This is a genomic window from Bradyrhizobium sp. USDA 4454 (assembly GCF_054822705.1).
The window spans coordinates 3,895,932-3,920,130 of sequence record NZ_JBTRCN010000001.1 but is presented as its reverse complement, the minus strand read 5'-3'; the positions used below and the strand labels follow the sequence as shown (position 1 = coordinate 3,920,130).

General features: G+C 65.3%; 23 protein-coding genes. 6 read left to right on the top strand and 17 right to left on the bottom strand.

The genetic code is table 11. The annotated features are described in order from the left end of the window. Window positions 1-33: 33 nt before the first annotated feature. The 4 genes from ACVIW0_RS18355 (at window position 34) to ACVIW0_RS18340 (ending at window position 3,427) form a co-directional block, all read left to right on the top strand. Window positions 34-1,056, top strand: a complete 1,023-nt coding sequence (locus ACVIW0_RS18355; RefSeq protein WP_461353586.1) for a TRAP transporter substrate-binding protein — start codon at window positions 34-36, stop codon at window positions 1,054-1,056. Next, entirely contained in the window at window positions 1,056-1,607 is a 552-nt protein-coding gene (locus tag ACVIW0_RS18350; protein ID WP_461357363.1) for a TRAP transporter small permease, read from the top strand. Before ACVIW0_RS18355 ends, ACVIW0_RS18350 begins: the two co-directional genes overlap by 1 nt. After that, window positions 1,604-2,962 (top strand): TRAP transporter large permease, encoded by a 1,359-nt coding sequence (locus tag ACVIW0_RS18345; RefSeq protein WP_461353585.1) that lies wholly within the window; start codon window positions 1,604-1,606, stop codon window positions 2,960-2,962. Before ACVIW0_RS18350 ends, ACVIW0_RS18345 begins: the two co-directional genes overlap by 4 nt. A gap of 225 nt (window positions 2,963-3,187) precedes the next feature. Next, on the top strand, window positions 3,188-3,427 hold the full coding sequence (locus ACVIW0_RS18340) for a hypothetical protein (RefSeq protein WP_461353584.1): 240 nt from the start codon (window positions 3,188-3,190) through the stop codon (window positions 3,425-3,427). Here ACVIW0_RS18340 and ACVIW0_RS18335 read toward each other — a convergent pair. Beyond that, window positions 3,424-4,272 (bottom strand): SMP-30/gluconolactonase/LRE family protein, encoded by an 849-nt coding sequence (locus ACVIW0_RS18335; protein ID WP_461353583.1) that lies wholly within the window; start codon window positions 4,270-4,272, stop codon window positions 3,424-3,426. The genes ACVIW0_RS18340 and ACVIW0_RS18335 overlap by 4 nt on opposite strands. 287 nt (window positions 4,273-4,559) lie before the next feature. Between ACVIW0_RS18335 and ACVIW0_RS18330 the strand changes: the two genes are divergently transcribed. Beyond that, window positions 4,560-6,788, top strand: coding sequence for a lytic transglycosylase domain-containing protein (locus ACVIW0_RS18330; RefSeq protein WP_461353582.1), 2,229 nt, complete (start codon window positions 4,560-4,562; stop codon window positions 6,786-6,788). Between the two features lie 160 nt (window positions 6,789-6,948). Here ACVIW0_RS18330 and ACVIW0_RS18325 read toward each other — a convergent pair whose 3' ends face one another. The 13 genes from ACVIW0_RS18325 to eno all read right to left on the bottom strand — a co-directional run bounded on the left by ACVIW0_RS18325 (window position 6,949) and on the right by eno (window position 19,320). Beyond that, entirely contained in the window at window positions 6,949-7,920 is a 972-nt protein-coding gene (locus ACVIW0_RS18325; protein WP_461353581.1) for a tripartite tricarboxylate transporter substrate binding protein BugD, read from the bottom strand. A 143-nt stretch (window positions 7,921-8,063) separates the two neighbouring features. Then, window positions 8,064-9,305 carry a threonine synthase gene (locus ACVIW0_RS18320; protein ID WP_461353580.1) on the bottom strand — a complete coding sequence of 414 codons (1,242 nt, stop codon included), beginning with the start codon at window positions 9,303-9,305 and terminating at the stop codon, window positions 8,064-8,066. A 169-nt stretch (window positions 9,306-9,474) separates the two neighbouring features. After that, entirely contained in the window at window positions 9,475-10,896 is a 1,422-nt protein-coding gene (gene lpdA, locus ACVIW0_RS18315; protein WP_461353579.1) for a dihydrolipoyl dehydrogenase, read from the bottom strand. A gap of 17 nt (window positions 10,897-10,913) precedes the next feature. Further along, on the bottom strand, window positions 10,914-11,156 hold the full coding sequence (locus tag ACVIW0_RS18310; protein WP_461353578.1) for a hypothetical protein: 243 nt from the start codon (window positions 11,154-11,156) through the stop codon (window positions 10,914-10,916). Next, window positions 11,157-11,333, bottom strand: coding sequence for a hypothetical protein (locus tag ACVIW0_RS18305; protein ID WP_461353577.1), 177 nt, complete (start codon window positions 11,331-11,333; stop codon window positions 11,157-11,159). It abuts the gene before it with no gap. A 12-nt stretch (window positions 11,334-11,345) separates the two neighbouring features. Further along, window positions 11,346-12,710, bottom strand: a complete 1,365-nt coding sequence (locus ACVIW0_RS18300) for a pyruvate dehydrogenase complex dihydrolipoamide acetyltransferase (RefSeq protein ID WP_461353576.1) — start codon at window positions 12,708-12,710, stop codon at window positions 11,346-11,348. 2 nt (window positions 12,711-12,712) lie between these two features. Continuing rightward, on the bottom strand, window positions 12,713-13,018 hold the full coding sequence (locus ACVIW0_RS18295) for a DUF5076 domain-containing protein (protein WP_461353575.1): 306 nt from the start codon (window positions 13,016-13,018) through the stop codon (window positions 12,713-12,715). A gap of 5 nt (window positions 13,019-13,023) precedes the next feature. After that, window positions 13,024-14,427, bottom strand: a complete 1,404-nt coding sequence (locus ACVIW0_RS18290; protein WP_461353574.1) for a pyruvate dehydrogenase complex E1 component subunit beta — start codon at window positions 14,425-14,427, stop codon at window positions 13,024-13,026. A gap of 45 nt (window positions 14,428-14,472) precedes the next feature. Continuing rightward, window positions 14,473-15,492, bottom strand: coding sequence for a pyruvate dehydrogenase (acetyl-transferring) E1 component subunit alpha (gene pdhA, locus ACVIW0_RS18285; protein ID WP_461353573.1), 1,020 nt, complete (start codon window positions 15,490-15,492; stop codon window positions 14,473-14,475). 159 nt (window positions 15,493-15,651) lie between these two features. Further along, window positions 15,652-15,969 carry an FtsB family cell division protein gene (locus ACVIW0_RS18280; RefSeq protein WP_461353572.1) on the bottom strand — a complete coding sequence of 106 codons (318 nt, stop codon included), beginning with the start codon at window positions 15,967-15,969 and terminating at the stop codon, window positions 15,652-15,654. Between the two features lie 163 nt (window positions 15,970-16,132). Next, window positions 16,133-16,684 (bottom strand): NADPH-dependent FMN reductase, encoded by a 552-nt coding sequence (locus ACVIW0_RS18275; RefSeq protein ID WP_461353571.1) that lies wholly within the window; start codon window positions 16,682-16,684, stop codon window positions 16,133-16,135. Window positions 16,685-16,851: 167 nt separating this feature from the next. Then, entirely contained in the window at window positions 16,852-17,988 is a 1,137-nt protein-coding gene (locus ACVIW0_RS18270; RefSeq protein ID WP_461353570.1) for a zinc-binding dehydrogenase, read from the bottom strand. Between the two features lie 48 nt (window positions 17,989-18,036). Continuing rightward, window positions 18,037-19,320 (bottom strand): phosphopyruvate hydratase, encoded by a 1,284-nt coding sequence (eno, locus tag ACVIW0_RS18265; protein WP_461353569.1) that lies wholly within the window; start codon window positions 19,318-19,320, stop codon window positions 18,037-18,039. Between the two features lie 165 nt (window positions 19,321-19,485). On the opposite strand from eno, the gene queF reads away from it, so the two are divergent. Then, the gene (queF, locus tag ACVIW0_RS18260) at window positions 19,486-19,962 is read left to right on the top strand and encodes a preQ(1) synthase (RefSeq protein WP_461353568.1); all 477 of its coding nucleotides are present in this window, start codon (window positions 19,486-19,488) and stop codon (window positions 19,960-19,962) included. Between the two features lie 10 nt (window positions 19,963-19,972). On the opposite strand, the gene glsA is transcribed toward queF, so the two are convergent. From glsA to kdsA, 3 genes are all read right to left on the bottom strand, one after another. After that, a complete protein-coding gene (gene glsA / locus ACVIW0_RS18255) occupies window positions 19,973-21,823 on the bottom strand; it encodes a glutaminase A (protein WP_461357362.1) in 1,851 nt (616 codons plus the stop codon). 156 nt (window positions 21,824-21,979) lie between these two features. Then, window positions 21,980-23,173 carry an MFS transporter gene (locus ACVIW0_RS18250; protein ID WP_461353567.1) on the bottom strand — a complete coding sequence of 398 codons (1,194 nt, stop codon included), beginning with the start codon at window positions 23,171-23,173 and terminating at the stop codon, window positions 21,980-21,982. Between the two features lie 14 nt (window positions 23,174-23,187). Further along, window positions 23,188-24,039, bottom strand: a complete 852-nt coding sequence (gene kdsA, locus ACVIW0_RS18245) for a 3-deoxy-8-phosphooctulonate synthase (RefSeq protein WP_461353566.1) — start codon at window positions 24,037-24,039, stop codon at window positions 23,188-23,190. Window positions 24,040-24,199: the final 160 nt, after the last annotated feature.

Here is a 24,199-nt window from a genome sequence, read left to right as displayed (position 1 = left end):
AACAGCCACTCAAGAAGCTCTCAGGGGAGAACAATGCTCACACGCCGCCACGTCCTCGCGTCCGCCCTCGCCGCACCCGCGATCCTGCGGATGGGCATCGGGACCGCGCACGCCGCGACCACGCTGAAGATCTCGCACCAATTCCCCGGCGGCACCATCGACAAGGGCGACTTCCGCGACCGGCTGTGCCGAATGTTCGCGGCCGAAATCGCCAAGCGCTCGGGCGGCGACCTCACCGCCGAGATCTATCCGAACTCGTCGCTGATCAAGACCAACGCGCAGTTCTCGGCGATGCGCAAGGGCGCGCTCGATCTCAGCCTGTATCCGATGCCCTATGCCGGCGGCGAATTGCCGGAGACCAATATCGGCCTGATGCCGGGCCTCGTCACCACCTACGACCAGGGCCTGCGCTGGAAGAAGGAGCCGGTCGGCAAGGCGCTGAGCGACTTCCTCGCCGACAAGGGTATTCTCCTGATCTCCTGGGTCTGGCAGGCCGGCGGCGTTGCCAGCCGCTCCAAGGCGATCGTGGCGCCGGAAGACGCCAAGGGCCTCAAGGTGCGCGGCGGCTCGCGCGAGATGGACATGGTGCTGCAGACCGCCGGTGCCGCCGTGCTGTCGGTCCCCTCGAATGAGATCTACGCGGCGATGCAGACTGGCGCCTGCGATGCCGGCATCACCTCCTCCACCAGCCTGATCTCCTTCCGCCTCGAGGAGGTCGCGAAGTCGCTGACCTCGGGCGCCGGCGCCTCCTACTGGTTCATGCTGGAGCCGCTGATGATGTCGAAGGCGATCTTCGACAAGCTGCCGAAGGGCCAGCAGGACATCATCCTCGCGGTCGGCAGCGAGCTCGAGGCCTTCGGCCGCAAGGGCGCGCAGGACGACGACATCGAGGTCACCAAGGTCTACGAGAAGGCCGGTGCCAAGGTCAGTGCGCTCGATGCCGCCACCGTCGGCAAGTGGCGCGACATCGCGCGCGACACCGCCTGGAAGGACTATGGTGCCAAGACGGCAACCGCCGCCAACCTGCTGAAGCTCGCAAGCGACGTTGCCGCATGATGCATGGTCCGGTCGCGGATCAAGCCGAAACCACTGGCATCGCCACGGGCAATACCGTCGTAGCGATGCTTGGGCGCGCGCTGTCCGTCTGCAACAACGTCATCGTGGTGTTCGCCGCGCTCGCCTTGATCGCGGCCTGCGGGATCCTGAGCTACAGCGTGCTCGGCCGCGCCCTGTTCCACAGCCCGAACTACTGGCAGGACGAGGCCGCCGTGTTCCTTTTGGTCGGCGCCACCTTCATGACCTCGGCCTATGTGCAGGGCCAGCGCGGCCATGTCAGCATCGAAGCGTTCGTCGGCTTGCTGTCGACCCGCGCCAACAGTGTCAGGCTGTGGCTGGTCGATGTCGCGAGCTTCGCGTTCTGCACCTTCTTCGCCTGGAAGTCCTGGACCCTGGCCCACGAGGCCTATGCCGACGGCCAGGTCTCCAACTCGATGTGGTCGCCGCCGCTCGCCATTCCCTACGGGCTGATGGCGCTTGGCATGACGCTGCTCTGCATCCAGCTGCTGTTGCAAATCCTCATTCCGTTGACCGGTGGCGCGCGCCGATGACCGTGTTTGGTATTGGCATCTCCTACGGGCTTGCCACCCTGTTTGCGATGTTCTCCGGCATGCCGATCGCATTCGCGCTCGGTGCGGTCGCGGTCGTGTTCATGGCGATCTACATGCCGGCGGCGTCGCTCGATACGGTGACGCAGAACGTCTATGAGGAGATGGCCTCGATCACGCTGCTGTCGATTCCGCTGTTCATCCTGAAGGGCGCGGCGATCGGCAAATCGCGCGCCGGCCAGGACCTCTACTCGGCGCTGCATGCCTGGCTGCATCGGGTGCCCGGCGGCCTCGGCGTCGCCAACGTGTTCGCCTGCGCGCTGTTCGCGGCGATGGCCGGCTCATCGCCGGCGACCTGCTCGGCGATCGGTTCGGCCGGCATTCCGGAGATGCGCAAGCGCGGCTATTCCGGCGGCTTTGCCGCCGGGATCATCGCCGCCGGCGGCACGCTCGGCATCCTGCTGCCGCCCTCGATCACGATGATCCTGTTTGCCGTCGCCGCCGAGAAATCGCTGGGGCGGCTGTTTCTCGCCGGCATCGGGCCCGGGCTGCTGCTGGTGTCGCTGTTCGGCCTCTACGCCGTGGTCCGCTTCCGCAGGGAATACGCGACGGCCAAGGCCGCCTATGCGGCGACCGGCAAGGATGCGGCGATCCTGCAGCGCGACGAGTTCACCATGGCCGAACGTTTCAGCGCACTGCCGCGCGTGATCCCGTTCGTGCTGCTCCTGACCGGCGTGATGATCGCGCTCTATGGCGGCTACGCGACGCCGTCGGAAACCGCCGGCCTCGGCGGCCTGCTGGCGCTCGGGCTGATCGCCGTCATCTACAGCGTATGGAAACCCAGCGACCTGTCGCCGATCCTGAAATCGACCATCCGCGAATCGACCATGCTGATGCTGATCATTGGCATGTCGCTGCTGTATTCCTACGTGATGAGCTATCTGCACATCTCGCAATCGGCGGCCGAGGCGATCGTCGCGATGCATCTGCCGCGCTGGGAGCTGCTGTTTGCGATCCTGGTGATGGTGATCGTGCTCGGCTTCTTCCTGCCGCCGGTCTCGATCATCCTGATGACCGCGCCGATCATCCTGCCGCCGCTGCGCGCGGCCGAGTTCGACATCATCTGGTTCGGCGTCGTCATGACCATCGTGATGGAGATGGGCCTGATCCATCCGCCGGTCGGCCTCAACATCTTCGTCATCCGCAACGTCGCGCCCGACATCCCCTTAAGCGAGGTAATCTGGGGCACGCTGCCGTTCGTGCTGCTGATGATGTTCGCGGTGCTGCTGCTGTGCGTCTTCCCGGAGATCTCGACCTGGCTGCCGAACCTGGTGATGGGGCCGGACGGCGGCCGCTAACGCGTTGGGAGCGGAGTGGATGGCGGTCAGGCCGCCTCCTGCTCCCGTGCCGCCAGGGCCCTTTCGATCCGACGGACGAGCGACGCCGTCGGACGCCCCTCGCGCTGGAGCCGGCGAAGTTCGTTCCACAGCCTGATGATTGCGCGGTCTCGCTCAGCGTCCATTGCGGCATTTCTCCCGGCGCGCCAATATGAACGAAACAGGAACAACATTCAAGAACCCAAGATGCCGGTGCATGCGCTGGAACCAGAGCGGCGCTGCGCAATTGGTTCCTGCATGAAAATGGCCAAGGCAATTCGGAAACAAGCGCAGACCGCGGAGCGGGTCGCAACGACGACGGCGGACGCCATCGTCGCCAACCAGATGCGCTCCCTCGCGCGCGCCTTCAGGAGCCAGGCCGACATCCTGAAGAAGAAAGAGAAGAAAAAGAGGAAGTCGTCTCGTGGGTCGGACGACGACGCCTAGGGATGCCCGTCGCCCGGCGTATCGACTTCCACCACATCGATCCGCGACACCGATTTGCCCTTCCGCAGTTCCTCGTACGAGGTCTCCGCACTCAGGCAGAACAACGTCCGGCGATCCGCGCCACCAAGCGCGCAGGCCAGTGCACGGCGGCCGGGCACGGCAATGCGTTGGCGCTCCACGCCATTGCAATCGATCCGCACAAACGCATCCTCTGTGAACGACGCCACCCAGACCGCGCCATCGCGATCGAGGCAGATGCCGTCGGGATCATTGATACGACCGAGCCGCCCGCGAAGGCTCAGACCGCCATCGGGTGCGATGTCGTAGTCGGCAAGACCGGCACCATCCATCTCCGCGACGACGAGCCGGCGATGATCGGCGGAGACGGCAATGCCGTTGGGAAAGCGCAGGCCGTCGGCGACGACGCGGGCGCTGCCGTCGGGCAGCACCAGGATGATCCGGCCGACGGCGCCGCGGCCCTCCGGCGGCGGCAGATTGAAGCCGAGATCGCCGATATAGGCACGCCCCTGCCCGTCGACGATCATATCGTCGATCGTGCCGGCCGCGACCTCGGAGAGGTCGGCATAGAGCGACAGCCCCCGGTCGGAAAATCGCAGCAGCCGCTTCCTGAACATCGTCAGCACGACAATGTCGCCATCAGGCAGCACGCCGAGGCCACACGGCGTGTCGTCGCTCACCGCGGCATGCTCCCGCAAGTCACCCGACGGGCCAATGCTCAGCAGCGTCCGCGCCATGCAGTCGACGAACCAGAGCCGCCCGCGATGCCAGCGCGGGCCTTCGAAATAGCGGCCACCGTCGAGGATGGTGGTGAGGCAAGCCGTCATGGCGCACCGGCCGGGAATACGTGATCTGTCTGTGACATCTTCAACCCCAGCGAAGCACTTTCCACGAAGATACATCCCCGGTCGCACCCGGCAACTTGTCCGTCGTCACCGTAAAACCCCGGTTCCCGTGGGTTCCACGCGCCATATTCCATATTTCGCCGCGTTTCCCTGCTGAGTTGCAGCCGCATTAACACTCGGGAATCGAGGGTAGTGGTAATCTGCGGCGGTTGTGCCGCCGTATGACGCGTTCTGTTTGTGCCTCATGGTTTCTCAGGGGGGACCAGGGAATGAACCGTTGCCTACGTCCGCTGGCGTGCTTCGCCACCGCCGCCGCGCTCGCGCTGCTCCCGATCAAGGCAGACGCCAAGCCGCATCACCAGCACCAGGCCAAGAGCGGCCACGGTGACAAGAAGGCGCATGGCGCCAAGATCAGCTCAAGGGCCGGCGCCAAGTCTGCGCGCGAGACCTCCGGCAAGCGCCGGCATGCCAGGCATGGCGCCGACAAACACAAATCCGCCAAGGCCAAATCCGTTCCGTCCAAATCGGCTGAGACCACGCAGGCAGAACCGGAGAAACCCGCCGGGCCGCAACTGTCGGGCGATCTCGCCATGGTCAGAGACGCGATCACGGCTGCGCGCCGGGGCAAGACCAACGACGCCACCGACATCCAGGCTGGGATCACCGACCCGGTCGGACGCAAGCTCGTCGAATGGTATCTGCTGCGCCATTCGGAATCGAATGCACCGTTCAGCCGCTATGCGGCGTTCATTACCGCCAACCCAGACTGGCCAAGCGTCACGCTGCTGCGCAAACGCGCTGAAGCGCGGATCTGGCAGGAGCGCAGCGATCCGGCCACGGTGCACGGCTTCACGCTCGATCAGCCGATCAGCGCCAAAGGCAAGTTCGCGCTCGCCCGCACGCTGCTCGCCGAAGGCGACCGCGACGCCGCAGCGCGGCTGGTCCGCGAGGCGTGGCGTTCGGACGAATTGCTGGAGCGGACCGAGAGCGACGCCTATGACGCGTTCAAGGACCTGCTGACGCGCGACGACCATCGCGCGCGCATGGACAAGCGGATCGGCGCCAAGGATCTCGCCGGCGCCCGGCGCGCGGCGCAGCACCTCGGCAGTGACGGGCTCGCAATCGTAAAGGCTTGCGGCGCGGTCCGCGGCCAATCCAGCAAGGCCGAGGACACGCTCAACGACGTGCCGGCGGATGCCCGCAGCGATCTCGGCTATACGCTGTGCCGGATCCAGTTTCTCCTTGCGAAGAACCGGATCGACGACGCCGCGCGCGTGACGATTGCCGCCGCGCCCGAGACGATGGCGCAGCAGGACACCGACCAGTGGTGGCGTGAGCGCCGCATCCTCTCCCGCAAGCTGCTCGACCAGGGCCAATACCAGGCGGCCTACGACGTGATCCGGGACGCGGCGGCGCCGGACAACCCCTATTACCGTTCCGACATGCACTTCATGCGCGGCTGGATCGCGCTGCGCTATCTCGACGATGCCAGGACCGCCGCCGCGCATTTCGCCCACATCGACGAAGGCCAGACCAACCCGACCGTGCTGGCGCGCGCCGCCTATTGGCGCGGCCGCGCCGCCGAGGCGCTCGGCAATACCGTCGCGATGCGGGCGGACTACCAGGCCGCCGCGCGCTATCCGACCGCCTATTACGGCCAGCTCGCGCTGGCCAAGCTCGGCCGTGACGGCGTCGAGCTGCACGCACCCTCGCCGGCCGCTAGCGCCGCCAGCATGGCGGCCGACGAGCGGGTGCGCGCCGCCGACATGCTCTATGCGATCGGCGAGCCCGACATCGTGCTCTATTTCGCAGCCGACCTTGCCGAACAAAGCACCGATGTCGGGATGCTCGAGGCGCTCGGCGAACTCACCGGCCGCCGCAACGATGCCCGCGCCATGCTGCAGATCGGCAAGATCGCGCTCGGGCGCGGCTTCGCCTTAGATCATTACGCCTTCCCGGTGATCGGCATTCCCCAGCACACCCCGATCGCGCCCGATATCGGGCGCAGCATGACCTACTCGATCGCGCGCACCGAAAGCGCGTTCGACCAGCGCGACAAGTCGGCGGCCAACGCCGTCGGCCTGATGCAGGTGACGCCCGAAGCCGGCCGCGACACCGCCAAGCGCTTCGGCGTCAGCTATGACTGGGGCCGGATGGTGTCCGATCCGGTCTACAACACCCAGATGGGCGCGGCCGAGCTCAGCGCGCTGCTCTCGGAATACCGCAACTGTCACATCATGACGTTTGCCGGCTACAACGCCGGCCGCGGCCGCGTCCGCGACTGGATCAAGGCCTATGGCGACCCGCGCGATGCCAAGGTCGATCCGGTCGACTGGGTGGAGCGGATTCCGATCTCGGAGACGCGCAACTACGTCCAGCGCGTGATGGAGAACTTTGCGGTCTATCGGGCGCGGTTCGAGGATGCCGGCACGGCACTGGCCAAGAACGGCGAGCGCGTCGTAACGCAGGAGAGCAACGCAGCGCCGTCGGGGCAATGAGACGATGCCGCCTCAATAATGCAACGTCGTCCCGGCGAAGGCCGGGACCCATAGCCACCGCTATCGGTTGGTTGAAAATCGTCGCGCCGCATGCCCTTTTCCAAGGCCGCGGCGTATGGGTCCCGGCCTTCGCCGGGACGACGCGGAGGGGAGCGCGCCCTCAATCGACCCTCACATTCGCCGCCTTGATCATCGGCCACCATTTTGCGATTTCCGCTTTCTGCCAGGCGCCGAGCGCTTCCGGCGTCAGCTGGTCCTTTGGCGGCATCTGCAGGCCGAGATTTTCGAGCTGCTTCTGTACCGCCGGGTCGGTCATCGCCGCGACCGCGGCGGCATTGAGCTTGGCCACGATCTCCTTCGGCGTGCCCTTCGGCACCCAGAGGCCGGACCACAACGTCATGTGGAAGCCCGGCAGCCCGGCCTCGTCGACCGTCGGAACCTCGGGCGCATTCGTGACCCGTTTGGAATCGGTCACGGCGTAGGCGCGGATATTGCCGGCGCGGACCTGGTTGATCGAGTTCGAGGTCTGGTCGACGATGATGTCGATCTGGCCGGCGACGAGGTCGTTCAACGCCGGTCCGGTGCCGCGATACGGCACGTATTGCAGCTTGATGCCGGAGACATTCTCGAAATACAGCCCGGCGATGTGGCTGCCGCTGCCGGCGCCCGCAGTGCCCGCGGTCGGCGGCGCCGGCCGCGACTTCAGCCACGCCAACAGCTCCTTCAGCGATGTCGCCGGCACCGCATTCTTGCTGACGATGATCATCGGATTGCTCGGCAGCAGCACCACCGGTTCGAGATCGGTGACGAGGTCGTAGCCGAGCTTGTAGATCGCGCCGTTGGCGACATGGGTACCGAGATGGCCGAACGAGACGGTGTAGCCGTCAGGCGCCGAGCGCACCGCGCGGCCGACCCCGATCGAGCCGCCCGCGCCGGTCACGTTCTCGATCAGCAGCACCTCGCCGAGCGACTGCTTCATGTGCTCGCCGAGGATGCGTGCCATCGCATCCGAGGGGCCACCGGCGGCGAACGGCACCACGATGGTGATCGGGTGCGCGGGATAGGTTTCGGCCGACGCTGGGCTGGCAAACGTCGAAAGCGCAGCCAAAACGGCCCACAAGATTCTACGCATCAATCACTCCCTCAAATGACACCGTCATTGCGAGGAGCTCGCGACAAAATTGCAGAGCAATTTTGCGCTGAAGCGACGAAGCAATCCATCAGCACGCGCGGTGAGATATGGATTGCTTCGCTGCGCTCGCAATGACGGACCGCTCAGAACTGCGAGAAGTCGATCGGCTTGTGCCGGTCGAGCGTGCGGGTGACCGGCGGCAGCGGGTATTTCAGGCCGCTGGCGCAATTGAACAGCATCACGCGGTCGGTCCTGGTGACGCGGCCGTCGGCGAGGCTCTGCTTGTAGGCGGCATAGGTCGCAGCGCCCTCCGGGCACAGCAACAGCCCCTCCTCGCGCGCGACCTCATTGAGCGCTGCGGTGATCTTGTCGTCGTCGACGGCGATCGCAAAACCCTTGCTCTCGCGCACCGCGCGCAGGATGAGGAAGTCGCCGATCGCCTGCGGCACGCGGATGCCCGATGCGATGGTGTGGGCGTCCTCCCAGCGTGCCGCGTGCTCGGTGCCGGCCTCATAGGCCCGCACCATCGGCGCGCAGCCCGACGCCTGCACCGCGACCATGCGCGGGCGCTTCGAGCCGATGAAGCCGATCGTCTCGAGCTCGTCGAACGCCTTCCACATGCCGATCAGGCCGGTGCCGCCGCCGGTCGGATAGAAGATCACGTCGGGCACGTCCCAGCCGAGCTGCTCGGCGAGCTCGAGGCCCATCGTCTTCTTGCCCTCGATCCGGTACGGCTCCTTCAGCGTCGAGGTGTCGAACCAGCCGACCTTTGCTTTTCCCTCGCCGACGATCTTGCCGCAGTCGTCGATATAGCCGTTGACGCGATAGACGGTGGCGCCCTGCAGCTCGATCTCGCTGACATTGACCTCCGGCGTATCCGCCGGGCAGAAGATCGTGGTCTTGATCCCGCACGAGGTGGCATAGGCCGCGAGCGCCGCGCCGGCATTGCCGTTGGTCGGCATCGCCATGTGCTTGATGCCGAGCGCCTTGCCCATCGACACCGCCATCACCAGGCCGCGCGCCTTGAACGATCCGGTCGGCAGCCGCCCCTCGTCCTTGACGATGATCTCGCCGCCGCCGAGCTTGGCGCCAAGCCGCGGCAGCCGGACCAGCGGCGTCGTGATCTCGCCGAGGCTGACGATGTCCCGGCATTTGCGCACCGGCAGCAGCTCGCGATAGCGCCACAGGTCGGCCGGACGCTGGGCCAGCGCGTCCTTGGTCAGCGCCTTCTTCACCCCAGCAAGGTCATAGCGCACCAGGATCGGCTTGCCGGCCTTGGACAGGTTGTGGACCTGGTCGGCCGCATAGTGATCGCCCTCCATCGCGCATTCGAGATGAGTCACAAAGGTCGGGCGTTCGATGGTGAGGTTGTCGTTGTCTTTCACGAAATTCGGTCCTTCTTGTTCTTCGTGACGTATTCCCTGCCAGGACCCGTTACCCTGAGGAGGCCGCGCAGCGGCCGTCTCGAAGGGCGACGAGCCCCGGCGAGCGATCTGGGCCGTGCATCCTTCGAGAAGCTTGCTGCGCAAGCTCCTCAGGATGACGGAACGAGAGTCAGATATTCAGCACCCGCCCGTAGGCGTCCAGCACCGCTTCCTTCATCATTTCTGACAGGGTCGGATGCGGGAACACGGTGTGCATCAACTCCTCTTCCGTAGTCTCCAGATTCATCGCCACCACATAGCCCTGGATCAGCTCGGTGACCTCGGCGCCGATCATGTGCGCGCCGAGCAATTGCCCCGTCTTCTTGTCGAAGATCACCTTGACCAGGCCCTGGTCCTCGCCGAGCGCGATCGCCTTGCCGTTGCCGACGAACGGGAAGCGGCCGACGCGGATCTCGCGGCCGCCTTCCTTGGCCTTGGCTTCGGTGAGGCCGACGGAAGCGACCTGCGGGTTGCAGTAGGTGCAGCCCGGGATCATCAGCTTGTCCATCGGATGCGGATGCAGGCCCTTGATCGCCTCGATGCAGATCACGCCCTCATGCTCGGCCTTGTGCGCGAGCATCGGCGGACCCGCGACGTCGCCGATCGCGTAGATGCCGGGAACGTTGGTCTTGCCGAGGCCGTCGATCACGATGCAGCCGCGGTCGGTTTTGACGCCGAGCTTTTCGAGCCCGAGATTCTCGATGTTGCCGACCACGCCGACCGCCGAGATCACGCGCTCGAATTCCTTGGTCTGCGGCTGGCCCTTGCCGTCGTCGATGGTCGCGACCACGCTATCGGCCTTCTTCTCCAGCTTCGTCACCTTGGTCGAGGACATGATCTTGATGCCCTGCTTCTCGAACCGTTTTCGCGCGAGGCCTGCGATCTCGGCGTCCTCGACCGGCAGAATCTGCGGCAGCACCTCGACCACGGTGACGTCGGCGCCCATGGTATGGAAGAACGAGGCGAACTCGATGCCGATCGCGCCCGAGCCAACCACCAGCAGCGATTTCGGCATCCGCTCCGGCACCATGGCCTCGAAATAGGTCCAGATCAGCTTCTTGTCGGGTTCGAGCCCGGGCAACACGCGCGGCCGCGCGCCGGTCGCGACGATGATGTGCTTGGCCTGGTAAGTGCCCTCGCCGCTCGCGCCCTTCGGCGCCTCGACGGCCGACTTCTTCACCGTGATCTTGCCGGGCGCATCGATCGTGGCGTCGCCCCAGATCACCGTGACCTTGTTCTTCTTCATCAGGAAGCCGACGCCGTCATTGAGCCGCTTCGAGACACCGCGCGAGCGCTGCACCACGGCCTTCGGGTCGAAGGAGACGTTGTCCGCCGACAGTCCGTAGTCCTTGGCGTGCTGCATGTAGTGGTAGATCTCGGCCGAGCGCAGCAGCGCCTTGGTCGGGATGCAGCCCCAGTTCAGGCAGATGCCGCCGAGATAGGACTTCTCGACGATCGCTGTCTTGAAGCCGAGTTGCGCGGCGCGGATCGCGGTGACGTAGCCGCCGGGGCCGGAGCCGATGATGATGACGTCGAAGGATGTGTCGGCCATGGCGGCTCCCGTTCAACTCAATTTGTGGCGCCGCGGGCGCGGCTTCTTGCGATCAATGACCTGACCAGCCATTCGAGCCCGATCACCACGGTCATGATGGCCAGGGCCGTCAGCACGATCGGCTGGGCGATGTTCCGCGCCAGTTGTTCGCCGGCGAAGAACGCAGAGTGAAGAAAATCCAGCCCGACCGGATTGCACACCAGCGCGGCCGATAGCAGCAGCGAAATCCAGGGCCAGCGCGTGCAGGCCGGGCCGGCCATTCATCGGTACTCCTGCCATACCGCACCGAGGAAGATGGTCCACACCAGCGCGAGCACGGCCGCGCCGGTCATCATCATCCTGAACTGGAACGTCGAGATCAGGTCGCGGTTGACCGCGACCAGCAGCGCGACGGCGATGGCGGCGAGCAGGACGTACGGACCGACGATCGCGTACATGGCCGATGCCCGTCACACCATCATCATTACGGGGTTCTCGATTAGCTGCTTGAAGGCGCCGATCAGCTCGGCACCGAGCGCGCCGTCGATCGCGCGGTGATCGCACGACAGGGTGACGCTCATGATGTTCGCGATCTCGATCTTGCCGCCGCGCACCACGGGGCGCTCCTCGGAGGTGCCGACCGCAAGGATCGAGGCGTGCGGCGGGTTGATCACGGCGGTGAAGTGGTTGATGCCGTACATGCCGAGGTTCGACACCGCGGTCGTGCCGCCCTGGTATTCCTCCGGCTTCAGCTTGCGGGCGCGGGCGCGGGCGGCAAAGTCCTTCATCTCGTTGGAGATGGTCGACAGCGTCTTGGTCTCGGCCTTGCGGATGATCGGCGTGATCAGACCGCCCGGCATCGCCACCGCGACGCCGACGTCGGAATGCTTGTGCTTGAGCATGCCGCCTTCGGTCCAGCTGACGTTGCAGTTCGGGATCTTCTGCAGCGCGACCGCCATCGCCTTGATGACGAAATCGTTGACCGAGATCTTGTAGAGCGGCTTCTTCTCCTTGTCCTTTGGCGCAGCCGCGTTGATCTCCTCGCGCGCGGCGAGCAGCTTGCCGATGTCGCAGTCGATCGTGAGATAGAAGTGCGGGACGTTCTGCACCGAGGCGGTGAGACGCTGCGCGATGGTGCGGCGCATGCCGTCATGCGGCACGACCTCGTAGGAGCCCGGCTCGAACAGCGCCAGGATCTGCTTGTCGGACATTGACGGCGCGATGCTCGGCCCCGCGGCGGGCGCGGCCGCCGGCGCCTTCAGGCCCTTGCCGGACTTGGCGTCGTCGACGTCGCGGGCGATGACGCGGCCATGCGGGCCGGTGCCGGTGATCCGGCCGAGATCGATGCCGGCTTCTTTCGCCAACCGGCGCGCCAGCGGCGAGGAAAACACGCGGGCGTGGCCATTGGCCTGCGACGCCGCGGCCGCAGGTGCGGCCGCCTGGGTGGGCCCGGCCGCGGGTGCCGGAGCTGGTGCAGCGGCCGGGGCTGATGCAGGGGCCGGCGCGGCCTGGGCCGCGGGCTTCGGCGCCTCGGCGGGCTTCGGCGATGGCGCTACGCCCGCTTCGGCGCTGGCGGCCGCCTTCACATCCTCGCCGTCGCCGGCCATCACGGCGATGACGTCGTTGACCGGAACGTCCTGAGTGCCCTCGGGCACCAGGATCTTGGCGATCGTGCCTTCATCGACGGCTTCCACTTCCATCGTCGCCTTGTCGGTCTCGATTTCCGCGATCACGTCGCCGGACTTGACCTTGTCGCCCTCTTTCTTGAGCCACTTGGCGAGGTTGCCCTTTTCCATCGTCGGCGACAGCGCGGGCATGAGAATATTGATCGGCATTGTCAGTGACCTTGTTGCGACCGCGGTTTGGTTTGGCCCATGTCGGTCGGCCGGGCGATTTCGGCTTCGAACATCTCGACGATGCGCGCGAGCGCCTCGTCCTCGGAGTATTCGCTCTCGCGCGAATAGGCGCGCGCGGCGTGGCGGGCGATGTCGACAAGCATCAGCCCCCACATGTCCGGCTCCTCGAAGGCGCGCTGGAACGCGATCGACAGGCCGCCGTCGACGACAAAGGCGCGCAGCACCTCGATGGCGTCGTCGCGGCCCATCACGTCGGGCGGCAGCGGCTGCTCCTTGGGACCGGCCATCGGCGTTACCGGTAGGACACGGCCTTGGCGGCCGCGACCACCTCGGCGACGGAGGGCAGAGCGAGCTTTTCGAGGTTCGCGGCATAGGGCATCGGGACATCCTTGCCGGAGACACGCGCGACCGGCGCATCCAGATAGTCGAAGGCGTGCTCCATGATGCGCGCGGCAACCTCGGAGCCGACGCCGCTCTGCTGCCAGCCCTCTTCGACCGTGACCGCACGTCCGGTCTTCTTCACCGAGTTGATGACGGTCTCGGTGTCCATCGGACGGATGGTGCGCAGGTCGATCACCTCGGCCTCGATGCCTTCCTTCGCGAGTTCATCAGCGGCCTTCAGCGCATAAGACATGCCCATCGCCCAGGAGACGATGGTGACGTCCTTGCCGGCGCGGGCAATCCGCGCCTTGCCGATTGGCACCACGAAATCGGGCAGCTTCGGTACCTCGCCGGTGTGGCCGTACAGCACCTCGTTCTCGAGGAAGACCACCGGGTTGGGATCGCGGATCGCGGCCTTGAGCAGGCCCTTGTAGTCGGCAGCCGAATATGGCGCGATCACCTTGAGGCCGGGGATCTGCGAGTACCACGCGGCATAGTCCTGGCTATGCTGGGCGGCGACGCGCGCGGCGGCGCCGTTCGGGCCGCGGAATACGATCGAGCAGCCCATCTGGCCGCCGGACATATAGAGCGTCTTGGCGGCGGAGTTGATGATCTGGTCGATCGCCTGCATGGCAAAATTCCAGGTCATGAACTCGACGATCGGCTTCAGGCCGGCCATCGCCGCGCCGACGCCGACGCCGGCAAAGCCGTGCTCGGTGATCGGCGTGTCGATCACGCGCCGGGCACCGAATTCCTGCAACAGGCCCTGCGTCACCTTATAGGCGCCCTGATACTCGGCGACCTCCTCGCCCATGATGAAGACGTCGCCGTCGCGGCGCATCTCCTCGGCCATCGCATCGCGCAGCGCTTCGCGGATGGTCTGGGTGACCATCTCGGTGCCGGCAGGGATCTCCGGATCGGGCAGCGGCTCGCTGGCGGGCGCGGCCGGTGCCTTCGCCGCGGGCTGCGGCGCTTCCGCCTTTGCATCTCGCTTGGCTTCGGCAGCAGGCGCGGCCTCGGCAGCCTTCGGCGCCGGAGCGGCCGGCGCATTGGCGAGGTCGGCCGTGCTTTCGCCGTCGGCCAGGATGGTGGCGATCGGCGTGTTGACCGCAACGTCGGCGGTGCCCTCCGGAATCAGGATCTTGCCGAGCGTGCCCTCGTCGGTGGCCTCGACCTCCATGGTCGCCTTGTCGGTCTCGATCTCGGCGATGACGTCACCGGACTTGATGGTCTCGCCTTCCTTTTTCAGCCATTTGGCGAGGTTGCCCTTCTCCATGGTGGGCGACAGCGCAGGCATCAGCACTTGAATGGGCATATCGGCTCCCGAAATCGGTCTTGAGATTCGTCTGCGCGGATGGGGTCAGCGGTAGATGTCGGTGTAGAGCTCGGACGCATCCGGCTCCGGATCGTGCTGGGCGAAGTCGGCGGCCTCGTTGACGATCTCGCGCACCTCGGCGTCGATCGCCTTCAGCTCCTGCTCGCTGACGCCGGATGCGAGCAAACGGTTGCGCACCTGCTCGATCGGATCCTGGTCGTGGCGCACCTTCTCGACTTCCTCGCGGGTGCGGTACTTCGCGGGATCGGACATCGAGTGACCGCGGTAGCGGTAGGTCTGCATCTCGAGGATGATCGGACCGTTGCCGCCGCGGCACCAGGCGGTAGCCTCATCGGCGGCGGCCTTCACCGCGCGCACGTCCATGCCGTCGACCTGCCGGCCGGGAATGTTGAAGGAGGCGCCGCGCTTGGAGAAGTCCTGCTGCGCTGACGCGCGCGACACCGAAGTGCCCATCGCATAGCGATTGTTCTCGATCACATAGATCACCGGCAGCTTCCACAGCTCCGCCATGTTGAAGCTTTCGTAGACCTGGCCCTGGTTGGCGGCGCCGTCACCGAAATAGGTCACGCTGACGTTATCGTTGCCGCGATAGCGGTTGGCGAACGCAAGGCCGGTGCCGAGCGGCACCTGCGCGCCCACGATGCCGTGACCGCCGTAGAAATGCTTCTCCTTGCTGAACATGTGCATGGAGCCGCCCTTGCCGCGGGAATAACCGCCACGGCGTCCGGTCAATTCAGCCATCACGCCCTTGGCTTCCATTTCGGTGGCCAGCATGTGGCCGTGGTCCCGGTAACCGGTTATGACCTCGTCGCCCGGCTTCAGCGCCATCTGCATGCCGACCACGACGGCTTCCTGGCCGATATAGAGATGGCAGAAACCGCCGATCGCACCCATGCCGTAGAGCTGGCCGGCCTTCTCCTCGAAGCGCCGGATCAGCAGCATGTCCCGCAGCGCCTTGAGCTCCTGCTGCTTGGAGAATTCCGGCGGCGAGCCAGCCTTCTCCTGCCCTGAGTCCTTTGCGACGGTTTTCTTGGGTGTGGCCATGGCAATTCCGGGTGAGAGAAGTCGAAGAACCCTCTCTAACCCAACTCAAATCGGCTTGGAAGGATTGCGTTCGCCCGATGGAATTTTGCTATGCCGCAGTGCAGCGCGGCGCGACACTTTTGTGATAGCGCGCACGTGTTTTTGAAATTTGAGAACGCGTCAGTTCGCCTTGTTGATCCGGACCAGATCACGCGGGTTGACGTAGTCGAGCTGGAAGCGCGCGCGCTCGTCCAGCATGTCGGGATCGACCCGGTCCGACCGCAGCAGCGACACCCGCTGCTCGCCCTCGGCCCGCTCCTTCTTCAGGCGCGCCAATTCCGAGGTCAGCCCGATGATTTCCTGGTCGAGCTCCTGCCGCGCATTCAGGCCGTATTTCCCGGTGTACGCGTTGATGCCGAAATAGCCGACCATCAGCGCCGCCAGCGTGTAGAGGGCGAGACCGGACAGAATCGATTTGAGGCGCGTGCGGGAAACCATGGCCGCGAAGATGCGGCCATGGAGTTAATGGATTGCTAAACGAGAGCGTTTTCGAGCGAATCCTGTCTGGACTTGATCCGGGATGGATACCGGTTCGCATAGCAATCAAGTTTACGCAGGTTGCGTAGACTTATCTGCGGTAGAAAACGCGTCAAAAAAGAGCCTAGCCATTCTGCTTTTCGATGAAGGCCGCGAAGGCGTCGAGATACTGCTGCAGCACGCCCTTGAGCGACTCCTTGGTCAGCTCGCCCTTGTCGTCGAAGGCGTCGCCGACACCATTGAGATAGGCCTCCGGCTGGCCGAGGATCGGGCCCGAGATGCCCGGCAGGATGTTCTGCAGATGCTTCACCGCGCTGACGCCGCCGAGCGGTCCGGGCGAATTGCCGATGATGCCGACCGGCTTGCCGAGGAACGAGCTCTTGCCGTAGGGCCGCGAGGCGACGTCGATCGCGTTCTTCAGCACGCCCGGGATCGAGCGGTTGTATTCGGGGGTCACGAACAGCACGCCGTTCGACTTCTGCAGCTTCTCGCGGAACGCGAGCCAGTCCGCCGGCGGGGCCGCCTCGAGGTCCTGGTTGAAGAAGGAAATCCCCTGCAGCGTCGTGACCTCGAGCTTCAGCGAGGCGGGCGCGAGCTTGGCCAGCGCATTGGCGATCTTGAGCGAGAAGCTCTCCTTGCGGATGCTGCCGACGACGGTGACGATGTTATAGGCCATTACAGATTTCCCCTCGGGTTTGCGTGAAGCTCGTGGACCTCACCTACCGGCCCGTCAAGAAAGATGCAAGTGCATGGATCATCCAATTCCGGAAACGCAGCGTTTCGCGGAATTGGTCTACGCAAAAGTAAAAAGGCCGTCCCGGGGACGGCCTTTCGTTTCAGTCCTCATCCCTTGTTCGGGTTGATCAAGAATTTCTCGCCGGTGGCGCGCTTGTTGTAGACGGCGATGTTGTCGAGCTGCAGGGCTTCCTGCAACGACACCACCTTGGTGTAGTGGCTGGCGAAGGTCGTCTTCAATTCGGCCACCACGCGCTGGCGCAGCTTGTTGCCGGCCTCGGGGCCGATCTTCATCAGGAACGGGAACAGCAGCCAGCCGCCGACGCCCCAGGCCATGCCGAAGCCGCGCGGCAGCTCGATCGAGCGGGTGTCGAGGCTGCCGTAGATATAGACCTGCTTGTGCACATTCGAGCCGTAGCGGCTGTAGGCTTTTGCAGTTTTGTTGATCGCGGTCTCCATCGCGACCAGGATCTGGCCCGCGAGCTTGCCGCCCCCGATCGCATCGAAGGCGATGGTCGCGCCGGTCTCGACCAGCGCGGCGGTGAGCTTGTCCATGAAATCGGGCGCCGAGGAATCGACGACATGCCGGGCGCCGATCTTGTGCAGGATGTCGGCCTGCTCCCTGTTGCGCACGATGTTGACCAGACCGATCTCGTCCTTGAGGCAGATCCTGTTCAGCATCTGGCCGAGGTTCGACGCCGCCGCGGTGTGCACCAGCGCCTTGTGTCCCTCACGCCGCATCGTCTCGGTCATGCCGAGCGCGGTCAGCGGATTGACGAAGCAGGATGCGCCTTCCGCCGGCGTGGTGCCGTCGGGCAACGGCAGGCATTCGCCGACCCGCAGCGTGCGGTATTGCGCATACATCGCGCCGCCGATCATCGCGACCGTGCGGCCCATCAGTGCCTTCGCGGCGTCCGAGGAGCCGGTCCGGATCACGACGCCGGCACCTTCATTGCCGACCGGCATGGATTCGTCGAGCCGCGCGGCAAGGCCCGGCAACGCCGCCTCCGGCACGCGCGCGGTCACGACAGGCAAGTCCTTGCTGCCGGAGACCTTGGCGGCCGACATGTCGGCGGGGCCGATCAAGAGACCGAGGTCGGACGGATTGATCGGGGTCGCCTCGACCCGGACCACGACCTCGTCGGGACCGGGCTCGGGGGTCGGGACATGGACCAGCGACAATTCCAGCTCGCCATCCTTCTTGAGCAGTGAACGCAGTTGCAGACCGCTCTTGCCGTCGCTCATCCTGACCTCCCTTTTTTGCGTTTGTTAGATCCCGACCAAATTGGGGCGCTAGGCCAGCGCCTTCAAGGTCGCCCGGCCGGCGTATTTCGCCTGAGTGCCGAGCTGCTGCTCGATGCGCAGCAGCTGGTTGTACTTGGCGGTGCGGTCGGAGCGCGCCAGCGAGCCGGTCTTGATCTGCCCGCAATTGGTGGCGACCGCGAGATCGGCAATGGTGGAGTCCTCGGTCTCGCCGGAGCGATGCGACATCACGGCGGTGTAGCCGGCCTTGTAGGCCATCTCGATCGCCGCCAGCGTCTCGGTCAGCGTGCCGATCTGGTTGACCTTGACCAGGATCGAATTGCCGCGGCCATTCTTGATGCCATCGGCGAGCCGCTTGACGTTGGTGACGAACAGATCGTCGCCGACCAGCTGGCACTTGTTGCCGATCGCATCCGTCAGCTCCTTCCAGCCGTCCATGTCGTCTTCCGACATGCCGTCCTCGATGGTGACGATCGGATAGCGGCCGACCAGATCGGCGAGATATTTCACCTGCTCGGAGCGCGAACGGGTCTTGTTCTCGCCGCCATAGACATAGGCACCGTCCTTGAAGAACTCCGTGGAGGCGCAGTCGAGGCCGAGCACGACGTCGTCGCCCGCCTTGTAGCCGGCCTTGCCGATCGCGTTCATGACGAATTCGAGCGCGGCGTCGGCCGACGGCAGGTTCGGCGCGAAGCCGCCCTCGTCGCCGACATTGGTGTTGTGGCCGGCCTTCTTCAGTTCGCCGCGCAACGTGTGGAAGATTTCCGAGCCGCAACGCAGCGCCTCGGCGAACGAGGTGGCGCCGACCGGCAGGATCATGAATTCCTGGAAGTCGATCGGATTGTCGGCATGCACGCCGCCATTGATGATGTTCATCATCGGCACCGGCAGCGTCCGTGCCGAGGTGCCGCCGACATAGCGATACAGCGGCATGTCGAAGGATTCGGCGGCGGCCTTGGCGCAAGCCAGCGAGACGCCGAGGATGGCGTTGGCGCCGAGCCGGCTCTTGTTCGGCGTGCCGTCGAGATCGATCATGATTTGGTCGATCGCAACCTGCTCCTCGACCGCTTGGTCGGCGAGCGCCTCGAAGATCTCGCCATTGACCGCGGCAACCGCCTTCTGCACGCCCTTGCCGAGATAACGCGCCTTGTCGCCGTCGCGCAGTTCCACCGCTTCATGCGCACCCGTGGAGGCGCCCGACGGCACCGCCGCGCGGCCGACTGACCCATCCTCCAGCACCACATCGACCTCGACCGTGGGATTGCCGCGGCTGTCGAGGATTTCGCGGCCGATGATGTCGACGATGTCAGTCATGAGAACCTCTTGTGGCAGGGAGGGGGTCGGATCGCGGTGCTTCTAGCGCAATGCATCGAGGGGGAAAAGGCCGCCTGACCGGCTCCTTTGCATGGGGTTGTTTTGCAGGAAAACCGGTTTCCACTTTTCCGGATCATGCTCTATGAGACCGGAACGGAGACCCCAATGGCAAAGAAATCCAGCAAATCAACGACCTCCCCCGGCCTGCAACTCGGTCGCGCGGTGGAATGGCCCGACAGCCCGGACAAGGCGCAGCTCGACCGCGTGCCCAATCCGCAGGCTGGGGCCGATTATCTGGTCCGCTTCACGGTGCCGGAATTCACCTCGATCTGCCCGGTGACGGGACAACCGGATTTCGCGCATCTGGTGATCGACTATGTGCCGGGCCGCTGGCTGCTGGAGTCGAAGTCGCTGAAGCTGTTCACGGCGAGCTTCCGCAACCATGGTGCCTTCCACGAGGACTGCACCGTGATGATCGGCAAGCGGATCGCCGACGAGATCAAGCCGAAATGGCTGCGCATCGGCGGCTACTGGTATCCGCGCGGCGGCATCCCGATCGACGTGTTCTTCCAGACCGGAAGGCTGCCCAAGGGCCTCTGGGTTCCCGACCAGGGCGTCGCGACCTATCGCGGGCGGGGCTGATCCGGCCGCCTCAATAGGCGCTCAACAGATCGACCTTGGCGTTGGCAAGGATCAGGCGCCGTGCCAACAGCGCGGACAGATTGCGCATGATCTTCATCGAAATCTGCGGGTGAAGCTGACGATAGTCGGCAAAGCTGTCGAGCGGCAGCTCGAGGCATTTGACCGGCGTGTCCGCCCAGACGTCGGCGCTGCGGTGGCTCTCGATGATCGCCATCTCGCCGAACTCCATTCCCGGCCCAAGCGAGGCAAGCCGCACGCCGCTCGGCAGCTTCACGCTCACCATCCCGCTTTGCAGGAAGAACAATGAATTGGCCGGTTCGCCGGCCATGACGATGCGCTGGCCGGCGTCGTAGCGGCGCGGCGTCGAGAGTTCGGCGAGCGCGGCGATCTCCTCGGGTGCGAGATCGGCCAACAGCGCCTGCTCGCCGAGATGGGCCGTCTCCTTGGTCTCGGTGAAGCCACCATAGCGATAGATCAGTTGATCTTCTGCCCACTCAACGGCGTCGTCGAGGAGCGGAAAATGCCGCAGCCGCGTCGGTTCCTCGATCTGCGCGCGGATCGTCGCCCAGACCGGCGACGTCGTCTCGACACCGGAGATGATCGTGGTGACACCGGAATTTCCGAGCGTGGCAATTTTCTCAGCCAGCAGCTGAGAGCCGGCCGCCGTAATGTCGGGCACGCGGCGGAAATCGAGGATCAACAGCGGCGCGCCGGGCGGCTCGCTGGACAGTCTGCGGGTGACGTAGTCGATCGCCGCGAAGTTGAGCGCCCCCACCAGCTCAATGACGCGGGTATCGCTGTGGCGGTCATCGAGGATCTGCTGTTCGTGCGGCTGGCGGCTGCGGCGGGAGGTGATGCCGAAGATGTCGTAGTCGGCGATGATGCAGGTGCGGACGTCGCCGCTGCGGTTGAGCATATGCAGATCGAACTGCGCCGACAGCGCCTCGCAAACCCTCAGGCCCCGCACACTGTTGAAGTGCCCATCGAGCAGCGGCGAAAAGGTGCCGAGCCCCAGTTGCGACGGGAGAGCTGCGACGATGCCGCCGCCGACCCCGCTCTTGGCGGGCATCCCGACGCGATAAATCCATTCGCCGGCATAGTCGTACATCCCCGAGCTTGTCATCACCGACAGCGTGCGCGCGACGACATGCGGCGTGACCACCTGAACGCCGGTGACCGGGTTGACGCCGCGATTGGCGAGCGTTGCGGCCATCACGGCGAGGTCGCGTGCCGTGACGAGAATGGCACACTGCCTGAAATAGATGTCGAGCACGGCATCGACGTTGTCTTGCAGCACGAGGTAGTTGCGCAACAACCACGCGATCGCGCGATTGCGGTTGCCGGTCGCCGTCTCCGAGGCATGGACCGCGTCGTCGACGTCAAGTTCGCGGCCGGCAAACTGGCTGAGCTTGTCCCGGATGCGTTCGAATGCGGCGCTGCCGTCGACCTCGTGGATCAATCCGGAGCACGCGATCGCGCCGGCGTTGACCATTGGATTGAACGGCTTGTTGTCGTTGGTCAGCCGGATCGAGTTGAATGCCTCGCCGCTCGGCTCGACACCGATCGCCGCCGCGACGCGCGCTTCGCCGACGAGGTCGAGAGCCAACGCAAACACGAACGCCTTTGAAACGGACTGGATGGTGAAAGGAACGCCGCTGTCGCCGACTTCGTAGACATGGCCGTCGATGGTGACGAGGCTGATGCCGAAATGCGCCGGGTTGGCCCGTTTCAGCTCCGGAATGTAGTCGGCGAGTACGCCGGAATTGTCCGATCTGAATTCTTCGTGGCAGGAGGCCAGAAAGCGTTGAAGTGGAGGCTCGGTGCCATATCCCGTTGTTCTGACGTCTGCACTTCTGCGAATGGGCCAGCCAGTCTGGACGTCCACGCTCTCACCTCAAATGGCGAGTAATAAGCAATCCTCATGCCATGCGCGGTCATCCGAGGGGCGTCGCGACGTGCGTCATCCTGACGCTGCGCCCTCTTCCCTGTCTGCCGCAGCCGGCGAGACCTTGGGCGCTTACGCCGTCTTCGCATCGGCGGGTCGGGTCTGCCGCAGAAACCGGGCGCAGATGAATCCGAGCACCACCATCACGGCGGCGGCCGAGACCAATGTCGCGGTTTTGCCGGCGTGTTGCAGTCCAAAACCATAGGCGATCGGGCCGACGGTCTGGCCCATGAAGAAGAAGAACGAGTGCAGCGACAGCGCGGTGGCGCGCGCTTCGACCGACAGCTCGCTGGCGAACACCTGCAGGCAGCCGTGGATCATGTAGAAGCCGAGGCCCATCACCAGGAGGCTCGCCATCTGAAGCTTCCAGTGCGGCCCGAAGGCGATGCCGACGAGCTGGATCGCGACCAGGGTCGCGCCAACGATCATCATCCCCCTCACCCCGATCATCGGCAGCAAACGCGCCACCGTCAGCGTGTAGAGCAATCCGCCGATCGCAAAGCCCGCGATCACGATGCCGGCGATCGACAGCGAAGTCTCGCCGAGCTCGAACAGGAACGAGGCGATGAACGGAAACAGCCCGAGCACACAGCAGCCTTCGACGAAGACCGCCGAATAACAGATGCGTGCGTTCGGATTGGTGAAGATGGTGCGATAGCCGTGGCGCAGCGCCTTCAGGCTGGTGCGCGGCGGTCGGTTCAGCGCGGCGCCGCGGAAGCCGGCCGCGACCGCAAGTGCGACGATGATCACGAGGCCGCCGAGCACCGCCAGCACGCCGCGCCAGCCGAGCAGATCGCCGATCAGCCCGGAGGCCGTGGCGCCGAGCAGATTGCCGGTCATCGAGCCTGCGAGTGTCCGCCCGATCGCGAGCTGCCGCTTGTCCGGGCCGACGAGATCGCTGGTCAGCGACAGCGCCACCGGAAACACACCGCCCGAGCCGATGCCGGCGAGGATACGGGTCACGAACAGCATCGGGAACGAGGTCGAGAGCGCGCCGAGGATGTTGGCGACGCCGAGCAGCCCGAGGCAGATCGTCATCAGCCGCGCCTTGCCGAACAGGTCGGCGGCAGCGCCGATCGCCGGCTGCACCGCGGCAAAGGTGAAGGCGAACACCGCGGCAAAGCTCGCCGCGGTCGCGATGCTGACGCCGAAATCATCGGCGACATGCGGCAAGACCGGATCGAGCGCGCGTACCGAGAGGCTCGCCGCGAAGGTCGCCAGCGTGATGACGTTGAGGGCCGGCGGCATGCCGCTGGTTGCGGTCATGTCGTGATCCGCGGTCAGGCCGTCTTGGCGAGCGCGTCGAACTGCATCAGCCGCTTGACGAGGGATTCGAAATCGCGGAGCGGCACCATGTTGGGGCCGTCGGACGGTGCGTGATCCGGATCGGGATGGGTCTCGATGAACACGCCGGCGACACCGACCGCGACCGCGGCCCGCGCCAGCACCGGTACGAATTCACGCTCGCCGCCCGACGACGTGCCCTTGCCGCCCGGCTGCTGCACCGAATGGGTAGCGTCGAAGATCACGGGCGCGCCGGTGGTGCGTGCAAGAATCGGCAGCGCGCGCATGTCTGACACCAGCGTGTTGTAGCCGAACGACGCGCCGCGCTCGGTGACCAGCACATTGGCGTTGCCGGCGCCGGTGATCTTGCTGACCACATTCGTCATGTCCCACGGCGCCAAAAACTGCCCCTTCTTGACGTTGACAGCCTTGCCGGTCGCGGCCGCCGCCAGCAAGAGATCGGTCTGCCGGCACAGGAACGCCGGGATCTGCAGCACGTCGACCGCCTGCGCCGCCTCCGCGCATTGGTCGGGTTCATGCACGTCGGTCAGCACGGACAGCCCGAGCGAAGACCGGATCTCGGCGAAGATCGGCAGCGCCTGCTTCAGCCCGATGCCGCGCGCGGCCGACGCGCTGGTGCGGTTCGCCTTGTCGAACGAGGTCTTGTACACCAGACCGATCTTGAGCCTCCCCGCGATCTCCTTCAGCGCCGAGGCCACTTCGAGCGCGTGCGCGCGGCTCTCGAGCTGGCAGGGACCGGCGATGATCTGTAGCGGCAAGGCGTTGCCGAACTTAGCCGATCCGACGGCAACGATCGGCGCGGCTGGCGCGGAAACCTGATTGGTCAAAATGCTGCATCCTTATTGGCCTGCGACCATGCAATCCCACGCGCGAGGGATCAAGCCGTCCTGCACGATGAGGGGGTTGCGCTGACGCCGTGGGTGGGCCGTGCTATCACAATCCTGCCCCAACCGCCCCTGTAGAGTTGAGGCGGAACGGATTCCCAAG

Bases quoted from the DNA above. Each gene is read 5' to 3' on its own strand.
- ACVIW0_RS18335 (WP_461353583.1), bottom strand. From the start codon at position 4,272: ATGACGGCTTGCCTCACCACCATCCTCGACGGTGGCCGCTATTTCGAA.
- ACVIW0_RS18345 (WP_461353585.1), top strand. From the start codon at position 1,604: ATGACCGTGTTTGGTATTGGCATCTCCTACGGGCTTGCCACCCTGTTT.
- ACVIW0_RS18340 (WP_461353584.1), top strand. From the start codon at position 3,188: ATGCCGGTGCATGCGCTGGAACCAGAGCGGCGCTGCGCAATTGGTTCC.
- ACVIW0_RS18250 (WP_461353567.1), bottom strand. From the start codon at position 23,173: ATGACCGCAACCAGCGGCATGCCGCCGGCCCTCAACGTCATCACGCTG.
- queF (WP_461353568.1), top strand. From the start codon at position 19,486: ATGGCAAAGAAATCCAGCAAATCAACGACCTCCCCCGGCCTGCAACTC.
- ACVIW0_RS18355 (WP_461353586.1), top strand. From the start codon at position 34: ATGCTCACACGCCGCCACGTCCTCGCGTCCGCCCTCGCCGCACCCGCG.
- lpdA (WP_461353579.1), bottom strand. From the start codon at position 10,896: ATGGCCGACACATCCTTCGACGTCATCATCATCGGCTCCGGCCCCGGC.
- ACVIW0_RS18325 (WP_461353581.1), bottom strand. From the start codon at position 7,920: ATGCGTAGAATCTTGTGGGCCGTTTTGGCTGCGCTTTCGACGTTTGCC.
- ACVIW0_RS18295 (WP_461353575.1), bottom strand. From the start codon at position 13,018: ATGGCCGGTCCCAAGGAGCAGCCGCTGCCGCCCGACGTGATGGGCCGC.
- ACVIW0_RS18290 (WP_461353574.1), bottom strand. From the start codon at position 14,427: ATGCCCATTCAAGTGCTGATGCCTGCGCTGTCGCCCACCATGGAGAAG.
- ACVIW0_RS18270 (WP_461353570.1), bottom strand. From the start codon at position 17,988: ATGAGCGACGGCAAGAGCGGTCTGCAACTGCGTTCACTGCTCAAGAAG.
- ACVIW0_RS18330 (WP_461353582.1), top strand. From the start codon at position 4,560: ATGAACCGTTGCCTACGTCCGCTGGCGTGCTTCGCCACCGCCGCCGCG.
- ACVIW0_RS18350 (WP_461357363.1), top strand. From the start codon at position 1,056: ATGCATGGTCCGGTCGCGGATCAAGCCGAAACCACTGGCATCGCCACG.
- ACVIW0_RS18310 (WP_461353578.1), bottom strand. From the start codon at position 11,156: ATGGCCGGCCCGGCCTGCACGCGCTGGCCCTGGATTTCGCTGCTGCTA.
- eno (WP_461353569.1), bottom strand. From the start codon at position 19,320: ATGACTGACATCGTCGACATCATCGGCCGCGAAATCCTCGACAGCCGC.
- pdhA (WP_461353573.1), bottom strand. From the start codon at position 15,492: ATGGCCACACCCAAGAAAACCGTCGCAAAGGACTCAGGGCAGGAGAAG.
- ACVIW0_RS18275 (WP_461353571.1), bottom strand. From the start codon at position 16,684: ATGGCCTATAACATCGTCACCGTCGTCGGCAGCATCCGCAAGGAGAGC.
- ACVIW0_RS18305 (WP_461353577.1), bottom strand. From the start codon at position 11,333: ATGTACGCGATCGTCGGTCCGTACGTCCTGCTCGCCGCCATCGCCGTC.
- ACVIW0_RS18300 (WP_461353576.1), bottom strand. From the start codon at position 12,710: ATGCCGATCAATATTCTCATGCCCGCGCTGTCGCCGACGATGGAAAAG.
- ACVIW0_RS18280 (WP_461353572.1), bottom strand. From the start codon at position 15,969: ATGGTTTCCCGCACGCGCCTCAAATCGATTCTGTCCGGTCTCGCCCTC.